This window comes from Hungatella hathewayi WAL-18680 (assembly GCF_000235505.1).
GTDB classification, from domain to species: Bacteria; Bacillota; Clostridia; order Lachnospirales; family Lachnospiraceae; genus Hungatella_A; species Hungatella_A hathewayi_A.
In genome coordinates this window covers 149,309-174,161 of the sequence record NZ_JH379028.1, presented here as the reverse complement: position 1 = coordinate 174,161, position 24,853 = coordinate 149,309, and the positions used below count along the sequence as shown (strand labels likewise).

At 45.4% G+C, this 24,853-nt stretch carries 22 protein-coding genes; 3 read left to right on the top strand and 19 right to left on the bottom strand.

Annotated features, from left to right (window positions below):
* Positions 1–4: 4 nt before the first annotated feature.
* From pgmB to HMPREF9473_RS16660, 7 genes are all read right to left on the bottom strand, one after another.
* Positions 5–640 carry a beta-phosphoglucomutase gene (gene pgmB / locus HMPREF9473_RS16690; RefSeq protein ID WP_006781342.1) on the bottom strand — a complete coding sequence of 212 codons (636 nt, stop codon included), beginning with the start codon at positions 638–640 and terminating at the stop codon, positions 5–7.
* A 12-nt stretch (positions 641–652) separates the two neighbouring features.
* Positions 653–2,986, bottom strand: coding sequence for a glycoside hydrolase family 65 protein (locus HMPREF9473_RS16685; protein WP_006781341.1), 2,334 nt, complete (start codon positions 2,984–2,986; stop codon positions 653–655).
* 25 nt (positions 2,987–3,011) lie between these two features.
* Positions 3,012–4,646: an alpha-glucosidase gene (locus tag HMPREF9473_RS16680; protein ID WP_006781340.1), complete on the bottom strand. Its 1,635-nt coding sequence runs from the start codon at positions 4,644–4,646 to the stop codon at positions 3,012–3,014.
* A gap of 67 nt (positions 4,647–4,713) precedes the next feature.
* The gene (locus HMPREF9473_RS16675; protein ID WP_006781339.1) at positions 4,714–6,051 is read right to left on the bottom strand and encodes an extracellular solute-binding protein; all 1,338 of its coding nucleotides are present in this window, start codon (positions 6,049–6,051) and stop codon (positions 4,714–4,716) included.
* Positions 6,052–6,092: 41 nt separating this feature from the next.
* Positions 6,093–6,914 (bottom strand): carbohydrate ABC transporter permease, encoded by an 822-nt coding sequence (locus HMPREF9473_RS16670; protein WP_006781338.1) that lies wholly within the window; start codon positions 6,912–6,914, stop codon positions 6,093–6,095.
* 14 nt (positions 6,915–6,928) lie between these two features.
* Positions 6,929–7,831, bottom strand: a complete 903-nt coding sequence (locus HMPREF9473_RS16665; protein WP_006781337.1) for a carbohydrate ABC transporter permease — start codon at positions 7,829–7,831, stop codon at positions 6,929–6,931.
* A 12-nt stretch (positions 7,832–7,843) separates the two neighbouring features.
* On the bottom strand, positions 7,844–9,520 hold the full coding sequence (locus tag HMPREF9473_RS16660) for a glycoside hydrolase family 13 protein (protein WP_006781336.1): 1,677 nt from the start codon (positions 9,518–9,520) through the stop codon (positions 7,844–7,846).
* Between the two features lie 232 nt (positions 9,521–9,752).
* Here HMPREF9473_RS16660 and HMPREF9473_RS16655 point away from each other — a divergent pair, with 232 nt between their 5' ends.
* Positions 9,753–10,763 (top strand): LacI family DNA-binding transcriptional regulator, encoded by a 1,011-nt coding sequence (locus HMPREF9473_RS16655; RefSeq protein ID WP_006781335.1) that lies wholly within the window; start codon positions 9,753–9,755, stop codon positions 10,761–10,763.
* A gap of 79 nt (positions 10,764–10,842) precedes the next feature.
* On the opposite strand, the gene HMPREF9473_RS16650 is transcribed toward HMPREF9473_RS16655, so the two are convergent.
* The 11 genes from HMPREF9473_RS16650 to HMPREF9473_RS16600 form a co-directional block, all read right to left on the bottom strand.
* Positions 10,843–11,154, bottom strand: coding sequence for a PTS lactose/cellobiose transporter subunit IIA (locus HMPREF9473_RS16650; protein WP_034859567.1), 312 nt, complete (start codon positions 11,152–11,154; stop codon positions 10,843–10,845).
* A 2-nt stretch (positions 11,155–11,156) separates the two neighbouring features.
* Positions 11,157–11,456, bottom strand: a complete 300-nt coding sequence (locus HMPREF9473_RS16645; protein WP_006781333.1) for a PTS sugar transporter subunit IIB — start codon at positions 11,454–11,456, stop codon at positions 11,157–11,159.
* Between the two features lie 21 nt (positions 11,457–11,477).
* Entirely contained in the window at positions 11,478–12,740 is a 1,263-nt protein-coding gene (locus HMPREF9473_RS16640) for a PTS sugar transporter subunit IIC (protein WP_006781332.1), read from the bottom strand.
* A gap of 15 nt (positions 12,741–12,755) precedes the next feature.
* Positions 12,756–14,132 carry a glycoside hydrolase family 1 protein gene (locus HMPREF9473_RS16635; protein ID WP_006781331.1) on the bottom strand — a complete coding sequence of 459 codons (1,377 nt, stop codon included), beginning with the start codon at positions 14,130–14,132 and terminating at the stop codon, positions 12,756–12,758.
* A gap of 101 nt (positions 14,133–14,233) precedes the next feature.
* On the bottom strand, positions 14,234–16,135 hold the full coding sequence (locus HMPREF9473_RS16630) for a BglG family transcription antiterminator (RefSeq protein ID WP_006781330.1): 1,902 nt from the start codon (positions 16,133–16,135) through the stop codon (positions 14,234–14,236).
* A 24-nt stretch (positions 16,136–16,159) separates the two neighbouring features.
* The gene (locus HMPREF9473_RS16625; RefSeq protein WP_006781329.1) at positions 16,160–16,543 is read right to left on the bottom strand and encodes a type II toxin-antitoxin system RelE family toxin; all 384 of its coding nucleotides are present in this window, start codon (positions 16,541–16,543) and stop codon (positions 16,160–16,162) included.
* Complete coding sequence (locus tag HMPREF9473_RS16620; RefSeq protein WP_034859718.1) at positions 16,543–16,887, bottom strand: type II toxin-antitoxin system Phd/YefM family antitoxin; 345 nt, start codon at positions 16,885–16,887, stop codon at positions 16,543–16,545. The genes HMPREF9473_RS16625 and HMPREF9473_RS16620 overlap by 1 nt, the downstream gene beginning before the upstream one ends.
* A 180-nt stretch (positions 16,888–17,067) precedes the next feature.
* Complete coding sequence (locus tag HMPREF9473_RS16615) at positions 17,068–17,385, bottom strand: hypothetical protein (protein WP_006781327.1); 318 nt, start codon at positions 17,383–17,385, stop codon at positions 17,068–17,070.
* Positions 17,386–17,402: 17 nt separating this feature from the next.
* A complete protein-coding gene (locus tag HMPREF9473_RS16610) occupies positions 17,403–18,710 on the bottom strand; it encodes a PTS transporter subunit IIC (RefSeq protein ID WP_006781326.1) in 1,308 nt (435 codons plus the stop codon).
* 30 nt (positions 18,711–18,740) lie between these two features.
* Positions 18,741–19,187, bottom strand: a complete 447-nt coding sequence (locus HMPREF9473_RS16605) for a PTS sugar transporter subunit IIA (protein WP_006781325.1) — start codon at positions 19,185–19,187, stop codon at positions 18,741–18,743.
* A 130-nt stretch (positions 19,188–19,317) separates the two neighbouring features.
* A complete protein-coding gene (locus HMPREF9473_RS16600; protein ID WP_006781324.1) occupies positions 19,318–21,534 on the bottom strand; it encodes a BglG family transcription antiterminator in 2,217 nt (738 codons plus the stop codon).
* Between the two features lie 291 nt (positions 21,535–21,825).
* Between HMPREF9473_RS16600 and HMPREF9473_RS16595 the strand changes: the two genes are divergently transcribed.
* Together HMPREF9473_RS16595 and HMPREF9473_RS16590 are read left to right on the top strand one after the other, a co-directional pair.
* Positions 21,826–22,905: an NAD(P)-dependent oxidoreductase gene (locus HMPREF9473_RS16595; RefSeq protein ID WP_034859562.1), complete on the top strand. Its 1,080-nt coding sequence runs from the start codon at positions 21,826–21,828 to the stop codon at positions 22,903–22,905.
* A gap of 21 nt (positions 22,906–22,926) precedes the next feature.
* Entirely contained in the window at positions 22,927–23,841 is a 915-nt protein-coding gene (locus HMPREF9473_RS16590; protein ID WP_006781322.1) for a class II fructose-bisphosphate aldolase, read from the top strand.
* Here the strand turns inward: HMPREF9473_RS16590 and HMPREF9473_RS16585 are convergent.
* A complete protein-coding gene (locus tag HMPREF9473_RS16585; protein ID WP_006781321.1) occupies positions 23,804–24,841 on the bottom strand; it encodes a sulfate/molybdate ABC transporter ATP-binding protein in 1,038 nt (345 codons plus the stop codon). The genes HMPREF9473_RS16590 and HMPREF9473_RS16585 overlap by 38 nt on opposite strands.
* Positions 24,842–24,853 lie beyond the last annotated feature (12 nt).

Below are 24,853 nucleotides of genomic sequence, written 5' to 3'. Positions count from 1 at the left end.
TTTTTCAACTGATGTTCAGCAAATCCTTAAATGTATTCAGTTTATAATTCGCAAGTTCAGAATTTACCGCATCCCCAATTGCAGCACAGTCCATATTTCCATTTACAGCAGCCAGAAGCCCCGCCCTGGCATCTTCTACTACCAGGCAATCCTTCGGGTCCAATCCCAAAAACTGGGCGGCTTTTAGAAATACCTCGGGGTCGGGCTTTGAATTGGTAATATTGTTTCCATCTGATACCGCATCAAAAAAACCCTTCAGGCCAATCCGTTCCAGAATAAAACCTGCATTTTTACTGGAGGACCCAATTGCCATCTGATACCCCCGCTCCCTCAACTGATTTAAAGTATCCTTCACCTCATCGCTCAAATCATCGGGGTTCATTTCTTTTAACATTTCCCTATAATATTGATTCTTCTCCTCTGCATAGCCTGCCTTCTCCTCCTCCGTCAAGCCACTGCTATCCTTTTCCAGAATAATATCCAGGCTTTCCATACGGCTTACGCCTCTCAATCTGTTATTGATAGTTTCGTCAAAATAAATGCCTAATTTATCTGCCAGCTTCTTCCAAGCCTGATAATGATATTTGTCAGTATGACAGATAACCCCATCTAAATCAAAGATAATGCCCTGATATTTCATACTCTCACTCCTTTACAATTCTATTCTTTTCACAGCTCCTGGCTCAATCGAGACCAGTTCTCCATTCAATACACAAGAGGATTCCTGCTGCCCCATATTTTCAACGACCAGTTCCTGATGAGCCGCCGTTATTTTTAACTGACAGCCCTTCAGGCACAATGGGAAAATGAGTTTCTTCCACTTTTTCGGAAGTTTTGGAGCGATATGAAGATACTCACCTTTCAACCGCACTCCGCCAAATCCCATGACCGTACTCTCCCAAATTCCTCCAATCGCGGCACTGTGTATCCCCTCGTTAGAGGATTTCATCTGTGGCCCCAAATCAATCATAAGAGACCTTTTATAGAAATCATAAGCCATTTCTGTAAGCCCCAAATCATTCGCCATGATAGAATGAATACACTTACTCAAGGATGAATCATGAAGCGTTTTATCCTCATAAAAAGTAAAATTTTTCCGTCTTGTTTCTTCGTCAAACAAATCAGGGAAAAGAAACATCAGCATAACGGTATCTGCCTGCTTCGAAACCATAAATCCATTAATCTGCTCCGCATTAAAATCTTTGTAAATGATTTTTGCCTCCTCAGAATTCTTGTACTTTGTGATATCTATTTTCGTCAAATGCAGATACTCATCTGTCTGGGGAATGATGCCATCCTTGTCAGGCCCTGGCAAATACAGTCTATCAATGCAGGAATCTATTTTTTCTTTGATATAAGAAAGATTCAGCTTATGATCCAGTCTTTTGGACAATTCCGTGTTATCATCCAATAAATTTTCCATGATAAATAAGGCCAGATGCATGTTATAGTTTGCCATATAATTGGTATAAGCGTTATTATCTACATGCTCCTTATACTCATCTGGCCCAATGACATCCAAGATTTCATACCTGCCCGTTTCTTTCCGATACTGTACCCGGCTCGCCCAGAATAATGCAGTATCCAGTATCATCTCATAGCCGCAAGTCTCCATAAAATCCCGGTCACCCGTCATCAGATAATACTGCCATACCGCATAGGCAATATCTGCGGAAATGTGATGCTCAATCAGGCCGGTCAACACCTTTTTTACTTTTCCGGTTACGACATCCGCTCCTTTATAAAGAGGTGTCACTTCTCCATCATCCACCCAGGCACATTCCCACGGATACATGGCTCCCTCATACCCATTTTCTTTTGCCTTTCTGCGGGCTCCCACCAAATTCTTATATCTGTATTCCAATAGAGATTTTGCTGCACCCGGTCTGGTGAAAGTAAAATACGGAAGAATGAATAATTCCGTATCCCAGAAAGAATGTCCTTTATACCCTTCCCCAGTGAGTGCTTTCGCACCTATTCCTATCCGGTTATCATCCTGCTTTGCCATAATATTTAAATGATACAGGGAAAAACGCACAGCCAGCTGTTCAAAGTCTGTATCCCCATCTATGGTAATACCGCTCTCCCGCCAGTATTTTTCCCACTGCAAGGCACTGGCCTCTTTTAATCCCTGATAGCCTTTGGAATTGCTTTCGCGCAAAGATTTAAGGCCGTCTGCCATCAGTTTTTCTTCGATACCTTCCGTTTTAGCATCTTCATATTCTAAATCTCTGGAAGTATGAATCGCTGAAATTTTTTCAAAGTGAATATTCTGCCCCGCTTTTGCCATAAAGGTATAGCGGTTCTTTAACGTGCGTCTTTCCATAACCGGCAGAATATCGGCCTGTAAATTCAGACTGCATGCCGCATGCTGGGCAACCCAGACGTCGGACTCCGTAGTTCTTGACAAGTACTGCATATCCCTGCCGTCATAAACTCTTCTCTTTAAATCTTTAAAATGCTGTGCGCCGCTGTTGGTCACAGTGCCGTCAATCCCCGTTTCAATTACAATCTGCACATCTTTGTCTACCATCAAGTCCAGAGCTGCTGCAATTATATGCTCGTCCGCTAGAGATACGATTCGTTTAAATACAGCGGCAGTATAAACACCGCCAGGACTTTTCCACCGGACTTCCCTGACTGTTTCCCCATTTTTTAGATTCATGGTCCTCGTATATGCGCTCAATTCTCCCTGCATCAGATTGAAAACATGCCCGCCAATGAGAATTGTCATCCCCGTCATATCAGGTACATTGGGGAGTTCTGTCACTTCCTCAGCAGATGCTTTGTTAAAGGTTCCCGCAACAAATGTATTTCTTACTTCTCCCGGATAGGATTCTTCCAGTGCATTTCTAACTCCCATATAACCATTGCCCTGTGCAAAAATTGCCTCGCACTTTCCTAAAAACCTAGAATCAAAGGAACTCTCCTGTATCAGCCAATTTTTCAGGTTCCCCGTACCTCCATCATATTTCAAATGATTCATCACTTATCTCCTCCATCAACCTGCCTTATGATTCCATGCCAAACAGGAGTGTTTCATATGGGCGAAGTGTAACCTTGCCTTCCCTAACGCAGGAATCCTCATAATTTGAGAGCAGTATATCCGAAACCGATATCGGCAGTTCTACCGTCCGCCTGGTCTCATGGAAATTGCCAATTACAAACATTCCCTTTCCGCCTTTTTCCCGTTTGTAAGCAAACACATCCGCGTCTTTCTCAAAAAACGGTTCATAATTACCGTATACCATAACGTCCTTCCATTTGGACTCACGCCTGAGCCAAATTAATCTGCGGTAATGCTGAAGAATGGAATGAGCGTCTTCTACATTTTCCTGTACATGAACCGTCAGATAGTTTTGATTCAGTTTCAGCCATGGACACCCTTCCGTAAATCCTGCATTTCTGGTATCATTCCACTGCATCGGTGTTCTTGCGTTATCTCTTCCCTTCGCATAGACCGACCTCATGATTTTATCATGACTCCAGCCCAGTGCCTGATACTCACGATATAAATTTAGTGTTTCTATATCTCTGTAATCTTCAATCTCATCGAACCTTACATTGGTCATTCCAATTTCTTCCCCTTGATAGATATAGGGCGTCCCCTGCATTCCATGCAGGTAGGTGGCAAACATCTTGGCACACTCTTTCCGGTACCGGCCGTCATCTCCCCATCTCGAAACAATCCGAGGCACATCATGGTTATTCCAAAACAGACTGTTCCAGCCTCTGCTATCCAGTTCACACTGCCATTTTGAAAGGACTTCCTTCAGCTTTATAAAATCCAGCTCTCCCAGTTCCCATTTGGCTTTTCCTTCTTCCTTATCCAATTTTATGTGTTCAAATTGAAATACCATACTGAGTTCAGAGCCATCCAGATTACTGTACTGCTTTGCGTTCTCCGTGGTCGCCGCCCATGATTCACCCACAGTAAGCACGTCACGTCGGCAGAGTACCTCCGTATTCATTTCCTTAATATAATCATGCAGCTTCGGTCCATTGGCAACAATCAGCTTATCCGGTATTTTTCCAATCTTATCGATGACATCCATCCGGAATCCCCCGATTCCCTTATCCAGCCACCAGTTCATCATCTTATAAATCTCCTGACGCATCTCTCTGTTTTCCCAGTTTAAATCAGGCTGCCTTTTGGAATAAAGGTGCAGATAATATTGACCGGCTTCTTCACACCATTCCCACGCAGAACCGCCAAAAGAAGATTTCAACTGATTTGGCAATTCTGCCGGGGTTCCATCCCGCCACACATAATAGTCATAAAATTGATTGGTCTTTCCCTTCTTTGCTTCCTGAAACCATGGATGCTCATCAGAAGTATGATTGACTACCAGATCCATGACAATCTTTATTTCCCGCTTCCCAGCTTCTTCAATCAATTGCTCCATATCTTTCATCGAGCCAAATTCCGGCGCTATCTCATAGTAATTGCTGATATCATATCCATTGTCAGCTTGCGGTGATTCATACACAGGCGACAGCCAGATAACATCAATCCCCAAATAATTCAAATAATCCAACCTTTTTATAATTCCCTGCAAATCACCAATTCCATCACCGTTGCTATCCTGAAAACTCCGGGGATATATCTGATAAACGACCGATTCCTGCCACCATTTTTTCTTCATCATTTCTCCCATATTATATCGGGCGGGCAGAACCTAATCCGCCCGCCCATACAGTTTTATATCCTTCTTATTCGAATTCAGACCAAAATTCGTCCAGACTCTCCTGTACCTTTGCATTGACTGAGTCAAGTGTCTGCCCTGAATCACCATCACCGAGCAGACTGGTCTCAAAAATTTCCTTGCATGCGTCATCGACACTATATCTTTTGGTACTAAATGAAGTAAATGCATATGGAAGTGCCTCGATAAATGGTGCCATGTATTTGTCAGAAAGCAGCTCCTGGTCTTCTGCAAATATCATACGCGCGCCTATTTCTCCGGTAGCAGCCGTCCAACGCTTCATAACCTCTTCACTTGTAAGAAACTGTAAAAATTTCACGCTGGCATCAAGCTCCGCTCCCTTGGTAAAAGAAGTGATAGAATTACACCAGTAATCTCCATAGGTAGCCTTTTCCCCATTTTCCCATGTTGGAAGCTCTGCCACTCCCCATTCAAAACTGTCGCCTATTTTCTCTTTCATAGTCGCGATACGAAACGAGCCATCAATATGGAGAGCCGCAACACCGGTAGCAAACGATACCTGGTCGCTTGTCGTAAATCCGCTGACTGCTACCTTACGGTTTTTATACATATCAATCAAATAATCTAAGGACTTCTTAGCAGTATCAGAATTATATTCGGCAGTCTTATTATCCTGACCATAAAGGTCCCCGCCCAGTCCCTTATTCAGAATACGGAACCAATGACTTAATCGTCCGTCCTTATCCATTGTCGAGCCTGCAATCTTTAAATTATTACCCTCCCAGACAGTCATCTTTTCAGCCATATCCGCGTATTCTTCCCAGGTTTTCGGAAGGTCTGCCTCTGTATAACCATTCTCTTCTAATAATTTCTTATTATAAAACATGGCATATGTTCTGACAGCTGTCGGCAGAGAATAATATACACCATTTATTTTCCCCATCTGCACTAAAGGAGAAAATTCTTCATCAATGACCGCCGGGTCAAAGACGTCTGCCGGCAATGGCTGTAAGACTCCCTGTGCATAATAATTTGAAGTATCCACACAATTATAATTTATGATATTCGGTCCCACACCGGAGGACTGTGCTGTCACAATAGAGGCCGCCATTTTCTCAAAATAACTGTCATATGGATAAGTGATATGCTCAATCTTAATGGTTGGATTCTCTGCCTCAAACTCCTTGATCAGTTCGTCCATCATGGCAACTTTGGAATCATACGCATACTGCCAATATTGAATCGTTACGACACCATCCGCACTCCCTTCTCCCTTGTCAGCAGAATTCCCCTCCACTCCTGAAGCGCCATTTCCACCACAGCCACTTAAGCTGCCCACAGCTAATGCCATCGTAAGTAACATTGCATAAATATTCTTTTTCATATTATCTCCTTTTCTTTCATAAAGTCATGATTCATTACTCTTTATCCTTTTATTCCGGACAATGCCACACCTTCTACAATCTTACGCTGGAATATAATAAACACAATCAGCACCGGTATCGTTGCAATAGAGGCTGCCGCTAAAATCAATTCCCAGCTTGTTGAAACTTCCCCGGAAAACATGGCAAGACCGACCGGAATGGTGAATTTACTATAACCATCAACGGCAATAACCGGCCACAAAAATGAGTTCCAGCTTCCAAGAAATGTAAAGATAGCAAGTGCGGAAATAGCCGGACCAACCAGGGGCAGCGCAACTTTCATATAAATCTGCAGTTCATTCATCCCGTCAATGCGAGCCGCCTCCAACAATTCTTCAGGCACCCCATCAAAGAACTGCCTGGTCAAAAATATGCCAAATGCAGAACTTAAACTGGGAAATACCAGCGCCCAATATGTATTATTCCACTTCATAGCATTTACCATAAGATACCATGGAATAACCAGCATCTCCGTCGGTATCATCATCGTAGAAAGTATGATGATAAAAATGATATTTTTCCCTTTAAATTTGTACTTGCTGAAGGCAAAACCTACCATTGGGTCAAATACAAGTACGGACAGCGTCGTAATGATTCCTACGAGCAGACTGTTTTTAAACCAAAGTGGAAAATTTGATTTATTCGCTACCGTGATATAATTCTCCAGCGAAAAATGCTTTGGTAACAAATTCATGGAATAAACCTCAGCTCCGCTTTTAAAGCTGGTACCTATCATCCAGATGAACGGGAAGATGACAACAAACCCGACAAGGAGTAAGATAATTGTTAACAGAATCTGATTTATTTTTTTCTTTGCACTCATGTTTTTCTTCCTCCTTAATTTTCTTCTTTGTTAAGAACCTTCATCTGGAATATGGTTATCGCCAGTATAATAACAAAGAGCACGACTGTCATTGCACTGGCCCTTCCCATATTATACTTTGAAAACGCCTCCAAATATATTTCGACAACAATACTTGTTGTTGACTTTAAAGGACCCCCCCACGCATTGATGTTCAATATCTGTGTAAATACCTGCAGTGTTGATATGGTATTCATAATAATAATATAAACGAGTGACGCCTTTAACTGTGGCAGAGTAATGCTCCAGAAAGTCTGCCATTTATTTGCACCGTCTATACTGGCCGCTTCATAATAAGAAGAAGATATCTGTGTTAAACCTGCCAGGAGAATAATGGAGTTAAATCCAATCTTTGACCATACTAATAAAGACATCACAACATAAATTGCCTGGTTCGGACTATTCAGGAATGGCTGATTGGCAATCCCCAGCATTTGCAGCAGAGCGTTCATAACTCCTCCCTGTTCCATAAACATCCATTTCCAGATAAAGGCCACAGCTACCGCACTGGTTACATAAGGTATAAATATCAGCGTACGGAAAAATCCTTTCCCTTTCCGCACTCCATTCAGCATCAGAGAAATCCCAAGACTGACAATCACCATTAATGGAACTGTAATGATAATATAATAAAACGTATTTCTTATTGCCTTTAAGAATGTTTCATCCTGAAAGATTCTTATAAAGTTACTAAGCCCAATAAAATCTCTTTTACCGGATAACAATTGCCAGTTCGTCACGCTTAAATATAAAGAAAATACGGTAGGTGCAATTTTAAATATAATGAAATAAATACACGGAATTGCAATAAACAAATATGCGGTCCTCTGCTGCCTCCTTCCCATTGTCAGAGCCTTCTTTTTACTGGTATTGCTCATTTGCCTCCTCCTTTACATGTTCAACTTTACATTTTCATTACAATAGATTCTCACCTCATACGGTTTTAATGTATTCCTGTCTTCTGATTCTGCATAATTACATAGGCAGGAGGTAAAATCAGTTATCCTATTGTCAATATCAATCACCGCATTTAATTCACTCCAGTTTGCAACGACAAACAGTTTCTGGTTTTGATATTCCCGATAATAAGCTACAATTTTTTCATGTTCCTCTAATACCGGACTGTAATTGCCGTAAACCAGAACCTCATTTTCTCTGCGAAGACGAATCAGTGTCTGATAGTATTTGAATATGGAATCCTTTGATTGTAAATCTTCTGTTACATTAATCATACGGTAATTCGGATTAACATTCAACCATGGAGTACTCTGACTGAATCCTGCATTGTCCGAACCATCCCATTGCATCGGTGTGCGTACATTGTCTCTGCTTATATGTTTTAGAGAAGCCAGCGCCTCCTCCGGCTCTGTCCCAGCCTCCACCATAGTATAATACTTCCCAACTGTATACTTTTCGTCATAATACTCAATACTTGGGAAGTCTACATTGGTCATTCCAATTTCTTCTCCCTGATAGATGTAAGGAGTTCCGGGGAGGGTATGAATAAGTGCTGCAAGCATTTTAGCCGATTCCACTCTGTATCCCGTATCATTTCCAAAAAATGAAACCTGACGCGGTGTATCATGGTTGCTTAGGTACTGTGTAATCCAGCCATTCTGCTCAACAATCCCATACCAGCGTTTTTGTACATCTTTAAACTGTGAAACAGATATCAAATCAGGCCGTTTAGCAACCTCAAAATGGAAAACCATATTAATCTGCTGCTGTTCCTCCTGGACATATTCCAGCGCTTTATCCGATTTCAGATTTCCGGTCTCACCAACCGTAAGAATATCATACCGGCTGAAAACCTCCTGATTAATTTCTCGCAGCAATTCATGGATACCCGGTTGATTTGCACACATTTCCCGGTCCACCACATAACCGTATACGCCGACCGGGGGCGTTGGTTCCCGGGGGGAATCCGGAAGTCCAGCCGGTTTCATCAGACGATTGACCGCATCTAACCGGAATCCGTCAACTCCCATATTGAGCCACCACTTAAGCATATCAAACATATCCGCTTTCAGTTTTTCACAATTCCAGTTTAAATCCGGCATTTTTACTGAATAATTATGTAAGTAATACTCACCTGTCAAATCATCCAACTCCCACGCCGACCCTCTGCCTTCATAAAAATAATTACCCCAGTTATTAGGTTCCTTACCATCCCTTCCCGGCCTCCAGATATAATAATCGCGGTAAGGATTATCTTTGGATTTGCGCGCTTCCTGAAACCATGGATGCTCATCCGAAGTATGATTAAGCACCATATCCAGGATGACCCGGATACCCCGGTCATGAGCCTGCCTAAGCAGTTCCTTAAAATCGTCAAGCGTTCCAAAATCCGGATTTATCTCCCGGTAATCAGAGATATCATAACCATTATCTACCTGCGGCGATTTAAAGATTGGTGTCAGCCAGATTACGTTTGCCCCCAAATCCTTAATGTAATCCAGCTTCTCCGTAATGCCCGGTATATCACCTATCCCATCACCATTTAAATCCCGGAAACTTTTAGGGTATATTTCATACACCACAGCTTCCTTCCACCACTTTCTTGTCATAAAGCTTCCTCCGCATATTAAATTTATTGCTTTTTGTTTTAAAGCGCTTTAAATCATCTTTAATATATATTATCACAATTTAAAGCGCTTTACAATATGCTATTTATAGTATTTATGCACAAATATTTTTTGTTAAATTTGTAAGTTTTTTTTCATATTATTTTTTTGTTGTAAAGCGTTTTAAATTGGTATATAATGAATGAAGAAATAAAAAGACAAAAAGAGGTAACTTATGGGAGTGAGCTTAAAAGAAATAGCAAAAGCTGCGGGTGTCTCCGAGGCAACGGCTTCTCTTGCATTAAATAATAAACCACAGGTTAATGCGGAAACCAAAAAACGGATTTGTAATATTGCCACCGAAATGGGCTATATTCCATCCATAAATGCACAAAACCTAACAAATAAAAAAAGTAAGCTGGTCGGTGTTATTGTTCCTAATATTTCCAATCTGGTTTACAGTACCTTTGTCCGGGGACTGGAAGCAGAGCTTAGAAAGCACGACTATAAAATGATTATGGCAACCAGCGAAAGTAACATTGCTTATGAAGAAGAAATGATTAAACACTTTATATCATTTCGGGTGGAAGGTGCCATCATCTATCCTTTAATAAAAGATAATCCCGACCCCAAATATCTGAATATGCTGACCTCTTACAATATTCCATTTGTATTTATTGGGAGCTATTATAATGGAATCAATGCGCCGCATGTAATGTCAGACATTTACGGAGCTATATCAAATGCCACCGAATATTTGTATGATACAGGTGCAAGAAACTTCTATTATTTTGGAGGATGTAAAACGATTGTCAGCAATGATTTGAAATTCCGCGCAATTCGAGACACACTTGCCAACAAAGGAATTCCTTTTGAGGACAGTCATTACATCGAACTGCAAAAAACCAATTATCAATGCGCATATGAGCAGGCCATCCGATTATTGTCCCAACACCGGAAAATCGACGCAGCGCTGGCCGGTGATGTGTACACTTCCATGGCTATTTATAATGCTTTACGTGAATATGGATTTAAAGTCCCAGATGACGTTTCTTTGATAAGTTTTGATAATTTATTGCCACCAGAGGTCTGCAAAGTACCATTGACCTGCATAGAACAAAATTCAAGCGAGATTGTACATGATACTGTGGACATATTATTGCAGAAAATGGCTGGTAATCATGTAAATAAAAATATCTTAGTTAATACAAAGCTGATTATTCGGGAAACCACCAAAAACATCTGAAGTTCCAACACAAACAGAGCCTGAAATGCTATTTTTCAAGCATTTCAGGCTCCTTGACTTTTTTATTTTATAACTCCCCTCACTTCGCCAGCTTCCGATACAGCTCCACCATCTCCCCAGCCAGAGCGTACGTAATCTCCGTTCCCATCATAATGTCCTCGCTGTGAATCAGAATCAAACTAATCTTATCCAGCTTCCCAGCCGCATCCATGGTGATAAGCTCCGTGTGAACGTGATGGGCTTCCTTCATCAGTTCGGCGGCTCTATCCAAATGAGCTTTTGCCTCCTCGAACACCTCATTTCTGGCCTCCACCATGGCGGCCATACATTCACTTCTGGCTTCGCCGGCGTTGGTGATAATCTGTAAGCATGTCATCTCCAGCTCTTCCATTATCAATCACCCATCTCCTTTCTGGCCTGATTCAGAACCTTCTCCCCGTTCATGGTTCCATAGGCCATCGGGTCGATGGATACCACCGGACATGATACCTGTTTCTTCACCACTTCCATCTGGAACCGGACCTGCGGCCCCAGGAGAATGATATCGGCTTCCGCCCCCACCACTTCCGCATCGGCCACCGGCGCGGCTGAAATCTCACAGTCGTAGGACGTGGCATCGGCCGACGCTTTCATTTTCTTTACAAGAATCCCTGTCGATAATCCACCATTACATAACAGTACAATTTTCTTCATGTTCCTTCGCTCCTTCTCTTTCTATTTCTCTGCGTCTTCAGTTTCCCCGTTCTCTTCCTTCACCAGCTGTTTCTCATAAATCTTAAAGAATGGGTAGTAAATAATTCCATCCAATACCATCAGCGCAACAATCAGAATCGGCGCCTTCCAGTCCATGGTTGATAAAAATGCTCCGAAAACGGACGGCATCTGCCAGGACAACATGGCAAAACTCTTTCCAATCAATCCCACCTGCATGGTGATAAATGCAATCGCCCCGTTTAAGGCTGATGTCACCATGAAAGGAATGAAGAAGATGGGATTCAACATCAGCGGCAGGCCAAAGATAATCGGCTCGGAAATGTTGAAGAATGCGGGAACGATTCCCAGTCTTCCAATGGTTTTCAACTGCTTTGATTTGGAGCAGCACAGCATCGCTGCCAAAGCCAGCACGGAACCGCAGCCACCGATTACCACAAAGTACACCCAAAATGGTGTGGTGAAAATGTTGGGCAGAGCCTGTCCGGCTGCGTGGGCGGCGGCATTGATGGATAAGTTGCCGTCACGGATTGGAGATAATACTCCCGAAAGCGCCGCGTCATGAATTCCAAAGAACCAGAACACATGAACAAACAGTGTAATCAGGATGGTGAAGCCTAAGTTGTCCACCGCTTTTAAGGATGGAGATAAAATGCCGTAGATCAGTTTCGGAAGGGTCGTGCCTGCCGCATTGCACAGGACAAAGATGACCGTGTAAAGCACCAGCAGAACCGCGCCCGGAACGATGGAGGCAAATACATCCGAAAGGGACGCCGGCACCGTATCCGGCAGACTGATTTTACCAAAATCACGTTTTCTCATATAGCAGTACAAATCGGCGGTGAGAATCGCTATCAGCATGGCGGGAATCAGACCCTTGCCATCCATGTAGGATATCTCCACCATTTTCCCGTCCCATCCTAAGGATACCGGCTCCATAACCAGCATCAGGAATCCGCAGACACCGAGAAGAATCGGCAGAAACGATTCAATTTTCCGGCTCTTGCACAGGAAATGAATGATTCCGATGCAGACATAGATGGACATAGCGCCCAGCGTCAGGGCATTGATCCAGGAAAACACAATGGAATTGCTGATTTCAAGCGGCAGCGAACTGATAACCGCCGCGATACCTCCCATAAAGTTGATGGGAAGCAGTGACATAAACGCGTCGCGGATGGCCCGCAGATGACACTCATTTCCCAGCCGGTTCGCCACCGGCATTACATATTTTTCCATACTCACACTGATTTTTTGAATCCCCATAATTCCTGCCCCTCCTTAGTTTTTCTGATCCTGTGCAATCATATCTCTGTACCAGTAGTAGCTCTTCTTCGGCTTTCTCTTCAATCCGTCCTCGTAGTCGATGGCCACCAGCCCGTAGCGTTTCTCCGTTCCATTTTTCCAGGAATATAAGTCAAATGGCGACCAGGCATAATAGCCTCTTACGTCACAGCCTTCCTCTTTGGCCTGCATGACCGCGTGGATATGGCTGTCCATGAATTCAATTCTCTGCCGGTCATCTACCTGCTCCACGGTGACATCCTCGTAGAGTCCGATTCCATTTTCCGTTATGTAGACAGGCAGGCGGTATTTGTTCCAAACCCGGCGGATCCCTTCACAGAGCCCTTCCGGAAATATCTCCGTATCCCATTCCGTATACTGGCTGCTCTCCGGCCGCACCTGCTCAAACCAGCCCTTGATAATCGTCTGTGACGTTCCCTTAGCCTGTTTTCCTTTGTTATTGACAATCAGCGTGGTCTCGCCTGTGGTATAGGGCGCTATCATGACCCTTGCATAGTAATTCAGTCCCAGGAAATCCACGGTGTAACTCTTTATCAGCTCCAAATCTTCCGGCTTCATCATGGACAAATCACACCGTCCATAAAGCTCCGCCAGCAAATCTCCCGGAATCTCTCCCAGCGCCGCCGTGTCCAGAATCCAGTTATTGTAGAAATTTTCCGCATACCGGGCAGCGATAGCCGTCTCCACGGTGCTGTCAACCCCATAGATGGGGGAAAAGCTGTGGACAATGCCAATCTGGCCCTGATAGCCGCCGTTCCGGAACTCTTTGACCGCCATGGCGGAAGCCAGCATCATGTAGTAGGACGAAGTGACCGTCTCCTGCAAATCCTGATGTCCCGGCGGGTAGTTGCCGATGAGATAGCCGCTGAAGGTATAGTATCTTGGCTCATTAAAGGTAGTCCAGAGCCTTACCCGGTCCCCGAATTTCTCGAAGCAGACCTTAGCGTAATGAGCGTAGGCCTCCGTCGTCTGCCGGTTCAGCCAGCCGCCGTTCTGTTCTAAATAGTCCGGCAAATCCCAGTGGAATATCGTCACAAACGGCTCGATGTCATACTTTAAGCAGGTGTCAATCACGCGGTTGTAAAAATCCACTCCCTCCTGGTTGACCTCCCCCTCGGCATTTTTGATGATTCTCGGCCACGCGATGGAAAAACGGTAGCTGTTCTGGCCGCCCTCCTTCATCATCCGGATGTCTTCCTCAAAGCGGTGATAATGGTCGCTGGCCACGTCACCATTTTCCAGATGATTGTCATGGAGATATCTGTCCCACATGGAAATAGCCCGGTTTCCCTCGTTCCAGCCGCCTTCACATTGGTAGGAAGCGGTTGCGCTTCCCCATAAAAAGTCTTTCACGTTTCTCTCCTCCTGTGTTTTGATAGGTTCAGTATAGCAAGGAGGGAACCAAAAATAAAATCTGCTTTTTCCGCTATGCAACGGAAAAAGCAGATACTATATCACAGCAGGAAATCCAAAAATTCCCCGCAGTCTTTGATCTTCGCCAGCTTATGAATGGTGCTGGTTTGGAACAGATGGTCTATCATCACGTTATATACCGGAATAATGGTATGGTTCCAGCTGGAGGCCAGGGCAAAGAGAAAGACAATCTTGACCTGATAGGGGCCCCAGGAGATTTTGTTCTTTAAGATGCAGGTGCACACCGCAGTCCGGTAGGCATTGTTCTCCATCCCATGGGAGAAGGCAAAGCCCGGCTCGAAGGCCGTGGGCGCAATGTGCTCCCGCTTTATCACACTCTCAAAGAACCCTTCCTCCACATAACCCTCTTCATATAATTTTCCACACATAAAAGACAGCGCCGCCTCCCTGGATTCAAATTCCATATCCGTAAAGAACAGTGATGGTTTAAACAAGGTTTTAAAATAGCTTTTAATACTACTTACCTGGCTGTCCCGGATAATCGTCAGCAGTTTCTCCTTCTCGTGGTAGTCCAGAAAATTCCGACACAGCACCACCGGGATATCCTCAGGAGGCGGTGACAGCGGGATCGTGGAGAGAACCGCCACCGCGTCTTTGGGCATCTGTTTCGGATAATCGAAAACAGAATACTCATAAGCAATGATGGGGTTACATTCCGCCGTCTTTTTGAGACGTTTCTCCATCAGGACGCTCGTCTGCTTTCCGTAAGGGTTGATGAGTACCAGCTTCTGCTGCATATTCTCAAACCCACTCTCCATTCCCCATATAAAATGTACCGCAAACTGTCCAATCTCATCCTCACTGACCACAATCCCAGTCAGGCAGTGAAGCCGGTCCGCCAAAAAGATGGCAATATCATATTCCAATGGATATTTGGACTTAATCTCCCCCAGCGCCGGGTTGATGACATGCTGTTTCTTGCTCGCCCGAAGCATCACTCCATTCAACTGGGCCGCCATCTCATCACAGAATTCCTGGTTTCCAGAGAAATCGAATCCATATTCCACATTGATTTCAATCAGTATCTTGTGAAGCAGCTCCCGGGGCGGCTCCGGATTCTCTGTCTCCTCATAGTAAAAGTCGTTCTGAATCGAGTGCTCGTAATCCCGGCATTCCTCAGAAGAAATCTCTATATCAAGAGAAAGCATCTCTTTTAAATGATTCAGAATCCGCTCCGCCTCCAGGCAGCCTGGCGTCTCCTGCGACGGCGGACGCCGGTTCAGATTCCACTCTGCCTCCTCCGTCCTTTTCTCAGGAATTGTACGGCCGAAAGACCACCTCTCCGCCACCACAGCCGTATGCAAAATCAAGCGCATCACCGTCGTATCATAATAACTACACGCGCAGGACCGAAGTTCTTCCAGTACCAGCTCCTTCATCTCCTCCAAATCCACATACTCAAAATATGGCTGGTATTCCTTGCAGTCAAAATAATGTTTCAGTGTCCGGGACGCCACATAGAACAGATAATATTTCCTCGTCTCCTGCTCCGTCATCTTCAACACCAGTTTCCCGTTCATCTTCAAAATCGGGTACTCCCCATAATCGTACCGCTGGGCCATCCGCCGGTTGATTCGGTTGATCAGTTTGCCAAGCTGCGTATCGCTGATATACAGCTCATCCGCCAGCTCCAGATAAGGCGTCTCCCCCTCAAACAAAAGCCGCCTCACAATCTGCCACTCTAAATCTTCTTCCTCCGCCTCCCAGCTATACCCCGCATCCTCTTTCACCAGAGATTCCTCAATAAAATACCCCTGTCCCTTGACAGCCTGAATCACTTCCCGCCCCTTCTCCTGATTGATCTCCTTAATGTCATTCCGCACTGTCCTGTCACTGATATGCAAAAGCCTCGCAATCTGCCCCGACGTCAACCGCCGCTGCTCCACCAGCAATTCCCAGATTTTCTTTTGTCTAAGAGTCATTCATCCGCCCCCCATGGACTCACGTCATTGCTCTCCATTCTGTTCCCCACTATCAAATCCTTCAAAAATATCCGTAAACAGTTCCTTACCATATTTCTTATATAGAGCCGAAGCCAAATTGTAACAATAGCTGTCATCACGCTCTGAAATAACAACAATATTCATAACCATTTCATCAATTGATAATGTATATACCACCCTGATTCCAACTCCCCGGTATTTAATTTTGAAAAATCCGGTCAAATTATTTCCACCCTTATTCCCCAACGGCTTTCCATACCCATGCGGGCTTGGCAATGGCGCCTGAGATACTTTATAAATGCCAGCTAAAACCTGTTTTCTGATTGCACCATCCAGTCTCTTATAGTCCTTCCTGGCCTCCTCTGTTATCCGTACTTTCCATCCCATCAATCAAACTCCACACTCTTTGCAAGTTCCCTGATTTCCTCCATCGTAAATCCGTCTTCCATGACCAAATCTTCAAATGGTATCGAGTTATCACTGGCCCTATCCTTTGCCATTTGTAACAGCCTGATATTTTCAACATATTCCAGCAATCTATCCATCTTCGCCAATTTTTCCTGCATTGCTTTGTATTCTTTTATAGACAACAAGACTGCCGTTGGCTGATTGTTTTTTAATATAATATATTCATTGTTATTTTCAGCTACATCACTAAAAATTTTCCCAGCCCGTCCCTGGCTAAAATCAGAGATGGGAACAAGCCGTTCCGCAAAATCCGCAAATGCCATACTCATTATATCAACTTCCTTCTGCTATTTTTAATTCCATTATATATCTTCCCTATATTTTACGCAATACTTTCATCAATATTTTAATGAAAATAATTCGGGCACAAAAAAAAACCCCGGCAAAATATTCATGGCCATCGGCCACAAACATTTCACCAGGATTCTATTTTCAATTCACATTCACAGCTTTTTTACTTTCCCCGCCATCTCCGCCTTCTCCAAAACAGGCTCCAACGCCTTCTTCATTCCTACCAAATCATTAATCATATTCACCACAATCACCTTTTCCACCCCCGGCATATCCGGGATATTCTTGGCTATCGTGGAGCCGGTGACGAAGACATCCGTGTTTGTTCCGATGGCTTCCTGCACCCCGATGCAGCTCACCCGGATATCAGATGTATCGTAACCCAGTTCCCGGACCGCATCCTGAATCAATTTTCTGGAAAACAGACTGGTCCCAATTCCACTTGCACATACCGCATACATGGTAAACATCTCTCAACACTCCTCTCCTACTGAAACATCCGAAACAGATAAAATACAACCGACGGGTAAGCACAGCTGTCAAAGTTCGCCTGGGCAATTCCCTGCTCCAGGATACCAAGTCCTGTTGCGAAAAATCCGGCTGCCACCGTCGCCAGGATTCCAACCATCAGTCCTGCTGCCACACAGGCTTTCCAGCCCCCTTTGCTATTGGCGATGGCTCCGATGGCGCTTGACTCTGAAAACGCGCTTGCCAGCTGGAAAATCACCAGAACCGGCGTTTTCAGCAGGATGCACACGATGGTGGTCGCAACCGCACCTGCCATATAGGACAGCATGGTGATAACCACTGCATTGGGAGACACGGTATAAAATGCAACGGTGTCAATACCAGGAACCGCGTCCGGGATGAATTTCTCCGAAATCCCCTGGAAGGCCGGCAGCAATGCACCGAGGAACATCCTCAAGCCATAAAGCAGAATATAAATGGCGGCTGCCAGCTGAAGGGCCGTCAATACCATATACAGGAACGAATTTGTGGAGCCCGCATTCTCGTGAAGCAGCTGCAGCGCGGCATCATTTCCCACAAACATGACGATGGCCCAGACAAAGATGTAGGCAACCGGCAGTGATACCGCCACGCTCAAGCCTCCATCCGATATGCTTCTGAGCCAGCCCGGAAGCTGCATGGTCTCCGCGTTTTCCTTCTCAGGATTTCCACACAGAGGCGCAATCTTAGACGCCAGCCACGCGCTTATCTGATTGAAATGCCCCAATGCGAACGCATTGTTGGTGACCTTCATACAGTCTTTGTACACCAGCATCGGTGTCAGCGTAATATACAATACGGTAAAAAGTCCGGCGCAGCAGTCCAGCAGCCAGCCCCTGTATCCCATAATGGTGTAAAAAAACATATAAAAGGTTGCTACAAATGACAGGATATTGTGCATGGTCAGATACACAACCTTCAACGGCTTGATAAATTTGACCAGCAGAATATGTATCATCCATGACACAATAAAACAAATCGTGATACGCGGCGCAATATACTCGATGGCGTACCCCATGGCAATGAAGGTCTGGCTGGAAAATGGATTTACCCCCGCTTCCACTCCCAGAGTCGGCCTCAGCAAATTGCCCATGACCATGGCCAGGCCGCCGATGGAACCTGCGCCGGTATTAAAGATATAATACCCCAGCGTGGCCGTAATGAATCCCTGTAAAATCTCTCCCGGTTTCTTTTTCTGCAATGCGATGCCAACCGCTACAATTAACCCCAAAAACAGCGCCGTCTGTCCAAATAAATTGTCTTTCAACCAATTCAACACTACCAGCATGAATATTCCCCCTCCATGGTAACTGTAATGTTAAGTTACCTTCCTGATGATTGTGAGCATTTCCTCTTCTGTCTCACAGTTTGCCAGTTGTTCCAGCTCCTGTTCGTTTTCGAACACCAGAGCCATTTCACGAATTAAATCCAGGTGTGATGAGTTGTCAACCGCGCTGAGGGCAAAAACCAGGTTGACCGGGTCGTTTTCTTTATTTCCAAAGCATATGGGCTTCTTCAGCGTCACCAGGGACAGGCCGATAGCCTTCGCTCCGTCCTCCGGTCTGGCGTGTGCCAGGGCAACCCCCTTGATCAGCACAATATACGGGCCAATCTCTTTGACGATTTGAACCATATGGTCTATATAGCGCTCCTCCACGACCCCTTTCCGATATAGTAAGTCTCCGGCAGTCCGAACCGCCTCCTCCCAGTCCTTAGCATCAACTCTGGCCCTCACCGTGTCTAACGTCAAAACATCCTGAATCACGTGTCCCTCCTCCTTTTCTCTCTTTATTTTTCATTTCCTTTGCTGTCCAAATTATAAAAAACATCAGGGGAATATTCAATACGTGGAACGTTCCTGTCTGTTTCCGGAAATTAAGGAAAAAAACGTCGATTCAAAACTCTGGTTCCACTGCCCTTTTATCATCATTTCCGCTGTTTTTCCCTGAATTTCCCGATGAACCGGAAATAAATTGTTCTATCAAACGGATGAACATTTCCGCATCCTCCGCCTGTATCAGCTGCTCCTTCTTGTCATCCTGGCAGACCAGCTCGATCAGCTCCCCCATAGCCGTCAAATGTGTCATTCGGTTATCTGCCGCCAAAGCTACAACCAAACGGATTTCATGGGTTTCCTGCTCATGTTCCAGAATGACGGGTGTCTTCAATGTCACAAAGGAAAAACCGGTTTTGATAACGCCGTCAGCCGCCTTGGCATGAGGCAGCGCCACGTCCTCACAGAGCATCATGTAGCAGCCATAGTTACGCACGTTCTGAATCATACAGGAAATGTATCCCTTTTCTATGTACCCTTCCCTGTAAAGAAGATTTCCCGCCAGCCGAAAAGCTTCCTCCCAATTTTCTGCCGTGGCTCCGGTCATAATCAGGGACGGGTTTAGAAATGTCCGCAGGGAGGAACACCCGGCGGAGCCCGACATTTGGGAATAATTAAAATACTGGTCCATCTCTCTGTACAGACCGTCAAAATCCTGAATTGACGCGTAGCGGGATACGATGGCCATCATATCCTCCACCACCAGACTGCTGCTGTTGTTGTTTGTCAAATTCATCCGCTTGATGGTTCTTCGGATTTTGGCTATATCCTCGTCATTGAGCAGTGGATTAACCTGGATAAGATTCATCTGATTCTCCGTATAGATGGGAACCGTCGACAGAAACAAATCCACGTCATCCCTGGATGTCTCTTCCCATTCCCCGATAGAGCATATCCCCTTAATCTGCAGATTGGGGATACTGTTGAGCAGCCTGTAATACAAAATACTGCTGGACCCGTTCCCCTCCGGGCAGATAATCATAACGCGGCAGACACCGGCAAACTGCTTCTCCTTCGCTTTCTCAACAGCGGCGCCCACGTGCATGGCCAGATAGCTGATTTCATGGATATTCACCGGATTCCCGGTTTCTTTGGAAAACAACTTTGCCGCTTCCTGACAGGCGGTAACGATCATGGGATAGGTCTTTTTAATGTCCTCCGCCAGTGGATTCTCAATACGAATTCCGAACAACAGGCGGAATATCATCGGACGGACATGAAGCAGAAGATGGTCCAGAAGCGCTTCGTCATGCTCCAGTTCGATGTTCAGACAGTCTTCCGCCTTTCGAATAAACTGCTTTGTCATATCCAGCGTCTTTTTGTTAAAATAATCGTCCTCTATAAACACCTGCTCCAGAAAGCCGTGTTCCGAAAACTGCTTCTGGGACAGCATGTAAATGAGCAGCGCTTCCCGCTCATAGTAATTCATGTTTTCCTTTAATCCCCGGTTTAAAAAGAGCAGATGGTCCAGCGCCTGCTCACTGACGCGCTCTTTGTGAAAAAATCTCCTCAGTTCAAAATGACTCTGCTGTAATTCATGGCCGGAGCAAATCCGGTTCATCGCAATACAGATGTAAAAGAAGATGGAGAGAAACGCCTTGTCCGTGAAACGCATTTTATGGTCCGCTTCATATTTTCGGAGGAAATTTGCAATATACCGGGTATTCACATCGTAGACGAAGGTTCCGATAAACTGGTTGATGGATAAGGTGATGTTTAATTGATTTCCTTTGATTAGGTTATCATACAGCTGGTGAAAGTCCATTCCGCCCACATACTGCATCATGTGCTCCAAAACGGCCATGCGCCATTGGTACTCCGCGTATTCCAGCTTCATTCCATTTCTTGGACGCCTGCTCACCGTAATCTGCCATTTCCCAAGCTTCCTCTCACAGATATCGAGACTCTTCACAACGCTGGATTTGCTGGACAAGGTTAGCTCCTCCAGCCTGTTTAATGTCAGCGGTCCTTTCTCAAGAAGCAGCGCTTCCATAATCATGTTTTCCCGTTCCGCAGCGGAGTAAAAATTCTTTTCTTCCTTTATTCCGGCAATCAGATTTAAGACCGCTTTTTCCGATAGATTTTGTCTGTCCAGCGCAATCCCCTGGTTTCTCTTCTTTACGATTTTGATTTTGCTGCCTTCCGTTATTTTTTCCAGCGCCATTAAATCATTGCGGATGGTCCGCGGCGTCACATCCAAATCCTTCGCCAAATCATCAATGGATATAAAGCCCTGGATTCCGCTTAATATCTTTATCATTTCCGACAATCGTTCCATATTGGATCCCCCTTTCCCCCCATGTTTCCGCCTGCTGTTTATACTCATTATACAGACAACATTACGGCAAAACAAGATAGCCGGCAAGTCCAATATTTTCCATTTAAAATGGAAAACTTGATACTAATCATCTCTTTTTTCCTGGAAAAAGAGGGCTTTTGCCACCTTTGATTTTCCTTCGGCTTTCCACTTCCACCAGAAAAAAGTAAGACCACCAAACCCGTTGATTTCCACCTGTTTCCCCTATACAATTTTCTCAGAAACCGACAATCTGTTTTCTTAGAAAGGGTGATGAACTTGGATAAAATTAAAATGCTGTGTACAGGGGACTATGAACCGGAGTGGTTCCCAAAATTCGAGGAAATTTTTGACATCGAGAGAAAAGGGTTCTCTCTTGGAGATGGTTCCTCCATGATTGTTCTCAAGGGGGAGGAACTGGTTGAATGCCTGGCGGGCAAAGAAATCTGCATCATTGGATATGATGCTGTCACGGAAGATATCATTAAAAAATCTGCCGATGTCAAACTGCTGCTGAGTGTGCGGGACGGTCCCGAAGAAAACATTGATATCGACGCCTGCACAGCCGCCGGTATCCCGGTCATATCAAGCGCCGGAAGATGTGCCGTATCCGTAGCGGAATTCACGTTCCTGCTCATGCTGATGCTGGCCAGGCCTATGGTTCCGGTGATAGAAAAAATCAGAAGCGAGGGATGGACGAAGCAGAATTCTCCCAGCCTTCGAAGCATGTACGCCCATCAATCCACAGAATTATACAACAAAAATCTTGGAATCATTGGATTTGGGCGCAATGCCAAATCACTCTCCGTTCTCGCCAACGCCTTTCACATGCAGGTAAATGCCTATGACCCCTATGTCAGTGAGGAGGTCATGGATTCCTTCCATGTGAAAAAAATGGACTTGGACCAGGTGGTCAAAACCGCCGACTACGTCATTGTCCTGGCACGGTTAACCCCTGATACGGAGGGCATCTTAAGCCGGGAACTTATTTTTTCCATGAAGCCAACCGCCTCCATCGTCAACACGGGACGGGCCAGGCTGGTAGACGGGGAAGCGATTCTCGACGCGCTGGAACAGCAGGTAATCAAATCCGCGGCCCTGGATGTGCACACGCCGGAACCATTAGGCGCCCTTTCCGAAAACCGGATTTATCAGATACCGGAGGACAGACTGATTATCACGTCCCACGCGGCCGGTGTCACAAAAGAGCGCTCCTGGCACCAGTATCATCTTCTTTACAAACAGCTATTGGAGTATTTCCAAGGGAATATCCCTGAGGGCTGTGTCAATAAACAGGTATTCGATACCCCTCAATTTAAAGAGCGCGGTGGGAAATATTTTGGAATCAGATAACAACAGAAAAGGAGACTGTATATGTTAGTAAAAATGGATGAAATCCTGATAAAAGCCCGCAAAGAAGGCTATGGTGTCATCGCCGTATCCTGCTTCAGCTTGGAGCTTATCAAAGCGGCCATCTCGGCGGCCGAGAAAAAGTGTTCTCCCGTCATTCTCAACATCAATCTGAAATATGATTTTGTTCGTGAGGAACAGGATGTGGAGCTGTTTTTGTACATGGCGCGCCAGCGGGCTATGAGGTCCGCGGTTCCCGTTGCCATCAATCTAGACCACGGCCAGAATTATCAAACCGTGATGCGTGCAATCAGCCACGGCTTCACGTCTGTCATGGTTGACGCCTCCTCCAAACCTTATGAGGAAAATGTGACCGTCACAAAAGAAGTGGTCCATGCCGCGCACAGCATCGGACTCCCCGTGGAAGCCGAGCTTGGCTGTGTCGGTATGGCCGACGAAACCTTTGTGCTGGAGAACAAATATACCAAAAGCGCCAAGACGGACCCGGCCATGGTGAAAGACTTTGTTGAGAAAACCGGCGTGGATTTTCTGGCCATTTCCATCGGAAATGCCCACGGTCCTTATGCGAAAAATATCACTCCCCATATCGATTTTGATTTGCTGGAAGAAATCGCCGCTGTCACTCCCATCCCTCTTGTTCTCCACGGCGGCAGCGGCACCGGAGACGAAAATCTTTCAAAGGCTTGTAAAATGGGAATCAGCAAAATCAATGTCGGCACCGACCTGATGGAGACGGCGATCCGGAAAGCCAGTCAATGCTATCAGGAAAATCCCAATATGGGGAGAATCAATTTTTTAACCAATTATGTTTCCGGTTATCAGGAAGGAATTGAGTATTATATGGATGTGTTTGGCAGTACTGGGAAAGCCATTCCTTCTGTCACACCAAAAACAAAATGCTCTCATCCGGAATCATAAACCGCTCCGGCACCGTTTGCCCATAGGTTTTCCTCCAAATATCATTGGGGATTTTCCACCAGATTCCGTTTTCCATGATGATGGTCACCTCAAACGGGTCCTCCAGAAGCTGGCGGCAGTGGCAGGGAAGCACATTCTCTGTCTCGCCGGGTTCCGGGAGGCGGAAATAGTGGGCGCGGATGCCGATGGCTCTGGTGTTCTCCGGGATGGTTCTTTGGAGATGGATATCCGCATCCCAGGCCGGGACACGGAGGTGATGTCCGGAAATAATTTCTATCGCCTCGATGTTTTTACAGCCGGTCAGCTTGGCGGCGGCTATGGTTTTGGGGTCTTTGAATACCTGCTTTGTCCCGCCGGAAGTGACTACCTGGCCCTGGTCCAGGACGTAGATGTTCTGGCAGAAGCGGTAGATTTCATCCCGGTTGTGGGTTACCATCAGAATATCGCCCTGGTACATGCTAAGGACCTCCAACAGCTCCAGCTGGAGATTCTCTTTCAGATAATAATCCAGGGCGGAAAATGGTTCATCCAGCATTAAGACATCCGGCTTGGAGGCAAGGATTCTGGCGAGAGCCACCCGCTGCTGCTGGCCGCCGGAGAGGCGGGACGGATAGTTGTCCGCCAGCTCGCTGACACGGAGCAGTTCCAGATACTGGCTGGCCGTCTCCGACTTCTCCGCTTTGGTGCCGTGGAGGGCCAGCTCTACGTTCTGCCGCACCGTCATGTTAGGGAACAGGGCGTAGTGCTGGAATAAGTAGCCCACTCTTCTCTCCTGGGTTTTCCGGTTGATTTTTTTCTCCGAATCAAACAGGACTCTGTCGTTTAACATAATCCGGCCTTTGTCGGGGGTCTCGATTCCTGCGATGCATTTTAAAGTCATGCTCTTTCCGCAGCCGGATGCCCCCAGAATGCCGGTGATATCTCCCATCTCATGGGTCTCGAAGGAGATGTTCAGGGTGATATCTTTTAACTTTTTTTGAATGTCTACGGTCAAACTCATCCCATGGGTCTC